This window comes from Palleronia sp., assembly GCF_042089775.1.
GTDB lineage: Bacteria > Pseudomonadota > Alphaproteobacteria > Rhodobacterales > Rhodobacteraceae > Palleronia.
Window position 1 is genome coordinate 106,199 of the sequence record NZ_JBELKF010000003.1, and the last position, 7,480, is coordinate 113,678.

The following is a 7,480-nucleotide window of genomic DNA, read 5'->3' on the forward strand; positions in this document are numbered from 1 at the left end:
AGGGCCGGGGAAAACCGCCCGGCCCGAAGATTTCCACATTTCCCGATGCGGGCGGTCGTGCTAGCCTTTGTGGCATGACCGCCCACGACCGCAACATCTCCCGTACCGTCATACGGCAGCTCGACGAATCGGCGATCAACCGGATCGCCGCCGGCGAAGTCGTGGAACGCCCCGCCTCGGCGGTGAAGGAGCTGGTCGAGAACGCTATCGATGCCGGTGCGACGCGCATCCGCATCGACTATGCCGAGGGCGGCAAGAGCCTGATCCGCGTCACCGACGACGGTTGCGGCATGTCGCCCGAGGAATTGCCGCTGGCACTGAACCGGCACGCGACCTCTAAGATCGACGGCGACGACCTGCTGAACATCCGCTCCTTCGGCTTCCGGGGCGAGGCGCTGCCCTCGCTCGCCGCCGTGGGGCGCCTGACCCTGACCTCGCGCGTCGTGGGCGGGGAGGGGGCGTGCCTGTCGGTCTCGGGCGGGCGCGCGGAAAAGGTAAAGCCCGCCGCGCTGTCGAAAGGCACCGTGGTCGAACTGCGTGACCTGTTCTACGCGACGCCCGCGCGGCTGAAGTTCCTGCGCTCGGACCGGGCCGAGGCGCAGGCCATTGGCGACGTGGTCAAGCGGCTGGCCATGGCCGAGCCCTTCATCGGCTTCTGCCTGACGGACGTTTCGGGCGGCGGCGAGGGGCGCGAGGTGTTCCGCGCGGACCCCGGCTCGGGCGACCTGTTCGACGCGCTGCACGACCGGCTCGCCCGCGTGATCGGCCGCGATTTCGCCGACAATGCCCTGCGGGTCGAGGCCGACCGCGAGGACGTGGCGCTGACGGGCTACGCCGCCTTGCCGACCTTCTCGCGCGGGGCGGCGACGCATCAGTACCTGTTCGTCAACGGTCGTCCGGTGCGGGACAAGCTGCTCTACGGCGCGCTGCGCGGCGCCTATCAGGACTTCCTCAGCCGCGACCGCCACCCCGTCGCCGCGCTGTTCGTCGAACTCGACCCGACCCGCGTCGACCAGAACGTCCACCCCGCCAAGACCGAGGTGCGCTTTCGCGAGCCGGGCGTCGTCCGCGGCCTGATCGTGTCGGCCCTGAAGCATGCGCTGGCCGAAGCCGGGCACCGTGCCTCGACCACCGTGGCGCAGGCGACGCTGGGCGCGTTCCGCCCCGAACCCGAAGCCCCGCGCGTCTACCAGATGGACCGCCCCAGCCAGCCGCGTCCCATGCGTCCCGCCTCCACCGGCTTCGCCGAAAGCGGTTTCACGTGGAACGATGCTCCGGTCTCGGCCCGCGTGGACGAGGTGGTCGAAGACGACACCCCCGACACCCCGCCCGAACAGCACCCGCTGGGCGCCGCGCGCGGGCAGGTACACGAGAATTACATAATCGCCCAGACCGAACGCGGCATGGTCATCGTGGACCAGCACGCCGCGCACGAGCGCCTCGTCTACGAAAAGCTCAAGCGCCAGATGGTCGAGAACGGCGTCGCCGCGCAGGCCCTGCTGATCCCCGAGATCGTGGAGCTTTCCGATAGCGACGCCGCCCGCCTTCTGGAGATCGCCGACGACCTCGCCCGCGCCGGCCTGACGGTCGAGGCGTTCGGCGGAGGCGCAGTCGCGGTGCGCGAAACCCCTGCGATCCTGGGCGAGGTCAACGCCGAGGCCATGCTGCGCGACATTCTCGACGAACTCGACGACCTCGGGCAAAGCCTGTCCGTCACCGCGAAGGTCGAGGCAGTCCTCTCGCGCATGGCCTGCCACGGCTCGATCCGCTCGGGCCGCCGGATGCGCGCCGAAGAGATGAACGCCCTCCTGCGCGAGATGGAGGCGACCCCACATTCCGGCCAGTGCAACCACGGCCGCCCCACCTATGTCGAACTCGCGCTCAGCGACATCGAGCGGCTGTTCGGGCGCACATGACCGGAACGCTCGACCGTCTTCTGGCCGATCCGCTGCTTCTGGGGGCGGCGGCGCTCGGCTTTTTCGTGGTCCTGCTGTTGCTCATGGCCAGCCTCCGCGCCGCCCGCTCGGCCCGCACGACCGAAGCGCTGGCGGGCGAGCTGCGCCGCCTGGGGCAGGGGCAGACGCAGCTTGCCGGCTCGCTCCAGACGGTCAGCGAAACGGCGGCGCAGACCCAGATGCACGTCCTTCAGACGGTCGAGACGCGACTGGCCGAGGTGCAGCGCCAGATGGCCGAGCGCCTGGCCGAGACGACCCTGCGCCAGCAACGCTCCATCGGCGAGATGCACGAGAAGATCCAGGAAGTGCTGCATGGCCAGACCGAGAAGACCGGTGCATCCCTGACCAAGCTGCAAGAGCGGCTGGCGGCAATCGACAAGGCGCAGGACAACATCCAGAAGCTGTCGGGCGACGTGCTGTCGCTGCAGGACATCCTGGCGAACAAGCAGAGCCGCGGCGCCTTCGGCGAGATCCAGCTGCACGACATCGTCTCGAAGGCGCTGCCCGCCGACAGCTACACGTGGCAGGCGAAGATGCCGAACGGCACTCGCGCCGACTGCTTGGTCCACCTGCCGAACCCCCCGGGCCCCATCGTCATCGACGCCAAGTTCCCGCTCGAAGCCTACGAGCATTACGTCATGGCCGAGGAGCGCGACCAGAAGAAGCGCGCGCTGGCCGCGTTCGGGCATTCGGTCCGCAAGCACATCCGCGACATCTCGGACAAGTACATCAGCCCTGGCGACACGGCCGACGGCGCGATGATGTTCCTGCCGTCCGAGGCTGTCTATGCCGAGCTTCACGCCCGCCTTCCGGCCATCGTGCGCGAGGGGTTCGCGGCCCGGGTCTGGATCGTGTCGCCCACCACCTGCATGGCCACGCTCAACACCATGCGCGCGATTCTCAAGGACGCCCGCATGCGCGAGCAGGCCGGGGCGATCCGGACGGAACTCGGCCTGCTTCATGGCGACGTCGAGCGGCTGTCGGACCGGGTCGCCAACCTCGACCGGCATTTCGAGCAGGCCCGCCGTGACGTCGAGCAGATCAAGATCTCTGCCGAAAAGGCCGGCACGCGCTCGGGCCGGCTGCATAATTTCGACTTCGAGGGCCCCGAGCAGCACACTGCCCTTCCGGGCGAGTGACCCGGCCCTGCCACCTACCGTAAAAGTCATCCCGAATCCGCCAATTCGCCCGGAACGACTGCGCCGCGCGCGCGGTTGGTTGACCGATGTAGTGCGATAAGCCCGGCGACCGGCGTGACGAGCGGAGTGGAATGGAAGTCTTCGTATTTCTTGCGGTTATCTTTGCCCTCGTGCTGGCCGCCGTTTTCCTGCGTCGCCGATTCCTGTCGTTCCGGGGCCAGCGCCCGGACGACTACACGGGCCTCGGCCCCGACCTGGACCTGCGCCGTCACCTCGATGGCGAAAGCCTCTGTGACGGCTGGATCTTCGGCCCCACCGGCCGCATGACCTCAAGGTTTCAGGCGGTGATGGCGGGGCACTGGAGCGGCAATGACGGCATGATCGAGGTCGAGTTCGTCTATGACGGAGGCACGACCCAGTCGCGGAGCTGGCACCTGACCCTTCTCGACGGGGGCCGCGTGATAGCCGAGGCCGAGGACACGATCGGCCGGGGAAGCGGGCAGGTGACGGGCCCGACGCTGCAGCTTCTCTATACGATGGTCCTGCCCGAGGATGCCGGCGGCCAATCGCTGCAGGTGACCGACTGGATGTACCTGAGCGAGTCGGGGACGATCATGAACCGGATCCAATTCCGAAAGGGCGGCATCCTGGCCGCCGAACTGGTCGCCACCATCCGCAAGAAGGCGCCCGACGAGGCTGAGTCCCAGCCGCCGGCGCCCGTGAACCTGTCCTGACCGGGCTCAGTAATGCGTGCGCGCGTCGGGGCGTGCGTCGAGATGCGGTACCGCGTTGTATTGCGACAGCAGCATCCCATCGGGGCGGATGTGGAACCTGTGGATCGAGGTGTTGAGGATCGGCAGCAGCACATGCGCAAAGCGGTCGGTGTCGAGCCCCAGCACATGGCGTAGCGCCATCCCGATCACGCCGCCCGACGTGATGCACAGCACCCGCCGCCCCGGCATCGCCGCCTCTTCGAGCACGCCGGTGATCCGCGCCTCGAACGAGGCGAAGCTCTCATCGCCCTGGATCTCTGCGGCGTGCCAGGCGCGCATGACCTTGGGCGCATGTTCGGGAAACCCGTCCGAGGTCGGCATCGGGATGCCGTGCGCCTCTTCCAGCGCGGCGCCGAGGTTGAAGTAGTCCATCTCGTTCAGCCGCGCGTCCCGGTCGGGCGTCAGGCCCATGCCCGTCGCCGTCTCGACATGTCGGATCAACGTGCCGCAGAGCACGGTGTCGAACGGCGCCTCGTGCCGGTCGATCCAGTCGCCCACCCATCGCGCCTGCTCGTGGCCGAGGTCGCTGAGGCGGTCGTAATCCACCTCGGTGGTGGCGTGGCTGTTGGCCTGCCCGTGACGGATCAGGACGATTTCACCCATGGAACACTCCTTGCTTGGCAAGGGGCGTATCGCCGGGCGGCGGCAAAGCCAAGATGCCCCGCCAGCGGACGCGTCAGCGGTAGGCCATCTGGACCGCGACGCGCAGCTTCTGCATCGCGTCCGGCGGGACCGCCGCCGTCGGTTTGAGGTTGTCGAACGCGTCTTGCACGCCCAGTCCCGACGCGCGCAGGGCCCGGGCACGGCGCAGGAGGTCGAAGAACGTCATCTCGTGTCTCCTTTTGGCTGCGGGGCGACGCGCGGGCCGCCTCCGTGGCGTCCGGTCCATGCGCAGGGCGGGTGGACCAGAGGGTGCCGTTTCGGATGTTGAGGCCTTAACGTAAGGTCGCCCGCGCTGTTCCCCCTGCTTTCATCGAACCGTCATAAACCCGTCGGGCCGCAACCGCATGGAACGCCCGGGGGCGGCACCTGCGTTGGGTTCGAAAGACAACGAAGGAGATCCGAGATGAGTGACCTCGACTGGCACAAGAAGACGCTGGCAGACGCCCTCGGCGAAGACCGCGGTCTGCCCGACTGGGCCGCCGAGATGGTGGCGAAGTTCAGCCAAGAGGACCTGGACGAGCTTCACCCCAAGGAAAAGCAGGCGGCGCTGTCGGCGTTCGGCCGCAAGGCCCGCGAAAGCCGGAATGCCCGCCAGACCGACTTTCACTCCGGCGGCGACAATCGCCCCGCTTGGGTCGAAGGCGACATCGACTGGGGTCTGCGCGCCGCGCGCGCCGCGCTCGAAGAGCAGCCGGCGGGCCAGCGCTCCGCAAAGGCCAACCAGATCCTGGGCGACTGCGCATGCCCCTCGGCCGTCGGTCCAAACCCCGGCCGCGATGCCTCGACGCCCGGCACCGAGAACATGTAATACGTCGCAATTACGTTTCTCTCACACGACTCTCACGGGGCACGCCCGCGATCTCCGGGCGGGTCCCCGACACGATGCGGAGGTCCGCCCATGCGGATGATCGGGCAGACGCTGAGCCTCGTGGGTCTCCTGGCCCTTGCGGCCCTGGTCGCCGTGATCGTCCAGAGCCTCAGCGCAGGCATCTTTGCTTGGGGTCGCGCGCTGTTGGCGCTGGCGATCGCGCTCGTGTGTTTCTGGGCCGCCGGGCAGGTAAGCCGGCGCAGATAGCCCGACTGGGAAACAATCGCGCCGCTGCCGATTTCCCCTAGGGCGGGCCGTCGAGGCGCCGCGCCAAATCTGTGGAGGAACATCAATGACCTGACGTCCCCAGCCATTGCGGCCATTCTTGCGCTTTCGACGATGCCCCTTGCCGCACAGGAAGAGACCGGCAACGGAGCGATGACCGACCTCACCTGCGAGAAGTTTCTCGATCTGCCTGCCGCCGACCAGGAAATGCACGCCACGGCGCTGACCACGGCCCGAATGGACCCGGCCGCGTCGGCGAGCGCTGAAGCGGGCGACCAGGACGCCGAGGCGGACACGGCCGAGGACGAAGCACCGTCCCAAGGCATCGCCATGCCCGTGGACGGCATCACCAGCAACATCCTGTCACCCACCGTCGTCGCCCTCGTCACGATCTGCGAGAACACGGTCGGCGAAAGCGACATGGGGACGGTCGGCGACGGCAACTCGGACTGACAGGGCGCCGGACGGGCTGTTTCCCGCGCTGCTATCGGATATCATGGGGCCAAGATGGACGAACCGCCCCCACCCGTGCGACGCGGACAGGCGGGTTTCGCCCCGTTCGACATGAGACGACAACAAGGGAGCCCCCATGCGCATCCTTCTGACTGCCCTGACGCTCGGCCTTACCGCGGCCGGCCCGACGCTTGCCGCGGAATCGGCCCTGCTGATCGGCAACGACAGGTACAACACGCTTGACCGTGTGGCCCCTGCGCGGGCCATCGACGATGCCGGGCAGGCGCTCGCCGACGCCGGTGTTTCGGTTGTGGCGGTCGAGAATGCCGACCGCGCCGCGATGCTTGAGGCGCTGCGCCGTTACTCGCAGGGCAGCGACCAGCCGGACGCGCAGGCCATCGTGCTGGTCGGCCATTTCGCCGCCCAAGGGGACGAGCTGTTCTACCTCGGGACCGACGCGGACGGCCGCGGCCTGATCGACGGGGTCAGCTCGGGGCTGCCCGTCTCGGCGCTGGCCGAGCTTCTGACGCGCACGCCGGGGCGCGGGTTGCTGGTCCTCGGCGCAACCGAGGCTCTTCCCGACATCGACCTGCCGCAAGGCGTTACGCTGGTCAAAGCCTCGCCCCAGCGTGCCGCCCGCCTGGTCGAAGAGACACTGGCCAGGCCCGGCGCCCAGGTCGGCGGCGGCGATGACCTTGTCACGCAAGGGTTCTCGCCCGAAAGCTTCACCTTCCTTCGCGCCGATGCCGCACCGTCGCAATCCACCCCTGCCCCCCGAAGCGGTGAGGACGACTACTGGCGCCTGACGGAAAGCCGCAACGACGGGGCCGCCTATGCCGCCTACCTCGACCGGTATCCCGACGGCCGCTACGCCGACGAGGCGGAGGCGCGGATCGGCCGCCTGCAACTCACGCCCGATGACCGCGCGGCGCAGGCCGAAGAGGCGCTGAACCTGACCCGAGAAGAGCGGCAGGACGTGCAGCGGGACCTCTCGGCACTGGGCTTCGACACGCGCGGGGTGGACGGCATCTTCGGCTCGGGCACCCGCGGCGCCATCCGCGGCTGGCAGCAGGACCAAGGCCTCGCGCCCACGGGCTACCTGACCGCCGAACAGATTTCCCAGCTTGAACGGCAGGGCAACGAGCGCCGCGAAGCGCAACGGGCCGAGGACGAGGCGCTCTGGGCCGACATGGGCCAGGACCGCAGCGAAGCCGAGCTCGAAAACTACCTCGAGCGCTTCCCCGGCGGCTTCCACGCCGACGAGGCGAGTCGCATCCTGACCGAGCTTCGTAACCAGCAGGCCGCCGACGCCGGCGCGACCGAGCGTGAGCGGCAGATCTGGCGTGCGACCCGCGACGAGAACAGCGTCGACGGCTACCGCCGCTACATTACGGCCTTCCCCGA

General features: G+C 68.6%; 9 protein-coding genes. 7 read left to right on the plus strand and 2 right to left on the minus strand.

The genetic code is table 11. From position 1 onward, the window contains the following. Positions 1-74: 74 nt before the first annotated feature. From mutL to ACFDS3_RS02070, 3 genes are all read left to right on the plus strand, one after another. Complete coding sequence (gene mutL, locus ACFDS3_RS02060) at positions 75-1,916, plus strand: DNA mismatch repair endonuclease MutL (protein WP_375260675.1); 1,842 nt, start codon at positions 75-77, stop codon at positions 1,914-1,916. Further along, positions 1,913-3,094, plus strand: coding sequence for a DNA recombination protein RmuC (locus ACFDS3_RS02065; RefSeq protein ID WP_375260676.1), 1,182 nt, complete (start codon positions 1,913-1,915; stop codon positions 3,092-3,094). Before mutL ends, ACFDS3_RS02065 begins: the two co-directional genes overlap by 4 nt. Before the next feature lie 131 nt (positions 3,095-3,225). Continuing rightward, on the plus strand, positions 3,226-3,828 hold the full coding sequence (locus tag ACFDS3_RS02070) for a DUF3833 family protein (protein ID WP_375260677.1): 603 nt from the start codon (positions 3,226-3,228) through the stop codon (positions 3,826-3,828). A gap of 6 nt (positions 3,829-3,834) precedes the next feature. Here ACFDS3_RS02070 and ACFDS3_RS02075 read toward each other — a convergent pair whose 3' ends face one another. Together ACFDS3_RS02075 and ACFDS3_RS02080 are read right to left on the minus strand one after the other, a co-directional pair. Next, positions 3,835-4,470 (minus strand): histidine phosphatase family protein, encoded by a 636-nt coding sequence (locus ACFDS3_RS02075; RefSeq protein ID WP_375260678.1) that lies wholly within the window; start codon positions 4,468-4,470, stop codon positions 3,835-3,837. 73 nt (positions 4,471-4,543) lie between these two features. Continuing rightward, positions 4,544-4,696, minus strand: coding sequence for a hypothetical protein (locus ACFDS3_RS02080; protein WP_375260679.1), 153 nt, complete (start codon positions 4,694-4,696; stop codon positions 4,544-4,546). Positions 4,697-4,933: 237 nt separating this feature from the next. Between ACFDS3_RS02080 and ACFDS3_RS02085 the strand changes: the two genes are divergently transcribed. The 4 genes from ACFDS3_RS02085 to ACFDS3_RS02100 form a co-directional block, all read left to right on the plus strand. Beyond that, complete coding sequence (locus tag ACFDS3_RS02085; RefSeq protein WP_375260680.1) at positions 4,934-5,338, plus strand: hypothetical protein; 405 nt, start codon at positions 4,934-4,936, stop codon at positions 5,336-5,338. 90 nt (positions 5,339-5,428) lie between these two features. Further along, positions 5,429-5,605, plus strand: a complete 177-nt coding sequence (locus ACFDS3_RS02090) for a hypothetical protein (protein ID WP_375260681.1) — start codon at positions 5,429-5,431, stop codon at positions 5,603-5,605. A 171-nt stretch (positions 5,606-5,776) separates the two neighbouring features. Continuing rightward, positions 5,777-6,076 (plus strand): hypothetical protein, encoded by a 300-nt coding sequence (locus tag ACFDS3_RS02095; protein WP_375260682.1) that lies wholly within the window; start codon positions 5,777-5,779, stop codon positions 6,074-6,076. A gap of 136 nt (positions 6,077-6,212) precedes the next feature. Further along, positions 6,213-7,480, plus strand: a 1,268-nt coding sequence (locus ACFDS3_RS02100; RefSeq protein WP_375260683.1) for a peptidoglycan-binding protein, incomplete at its 3' end; no start/stop codon positions are given.

Bases quoted from the DNA above. Each gene is read 5' to 3' on its own strand.
- ACFDS3_RS02080 (WP_375260679.1), bottom strand. From the start codon at position 4,696: ATGACGTTCTTCGACCTCCTGCGCCGTGCCCGGGCCCTGCGCGCGTCG.
- ACFDS3_RS02095 (WP_375260682.1), top strand. From the start codon at position 5,777: ATGACCGACCTCACCTGCGAGAAGTTTCTCGATCTGCCTGCCGCCGAC.
- mutL (WP_375260675.1), top strand. From the start codon at position 75: ATGACCGCCCACGACCGCAACATCTCCCGTACCGTCATACGGCAGCTC.
- ACFDS3_RS02075 (WP_375260678.1), bottom strand. From the start codon at position 4,470: ATGGGTGAAATCGTCCTGATCCGTCACGGGCAGGCCAACAGCCACGCC.
- ACFDS3_RS02065 (WP_375260676.1), top strand. From the start codon at position 1,913: ATGACCGGAACGCTCGACCGTCTTCTGGCCGATCCGCTGCTTCTGGGG.
- ACFDS3_RS02070 (WP_375260677.1), top strand. From the start codon at position 3,226: ATGGAAGTCTTCGTATTTCTTGCGGTTATCTTTGCCCTCGTGCTGGCC.
- ACFDS3_RS02085 (WP_375260680.1), top strand. From the start codon at position 4,934: ATGAGTGACCTCGACTGGCACAAGAAGACGCTGGCAGACGCCCTCGGC.
- ACFDS3_RS02090 (WP_375260681.1), top strand. From the start codon at position 5,429: ATGCGGATGATCGGGCAGACGCTGAGCCTCGTGGGTCTCCTGGCCCTT.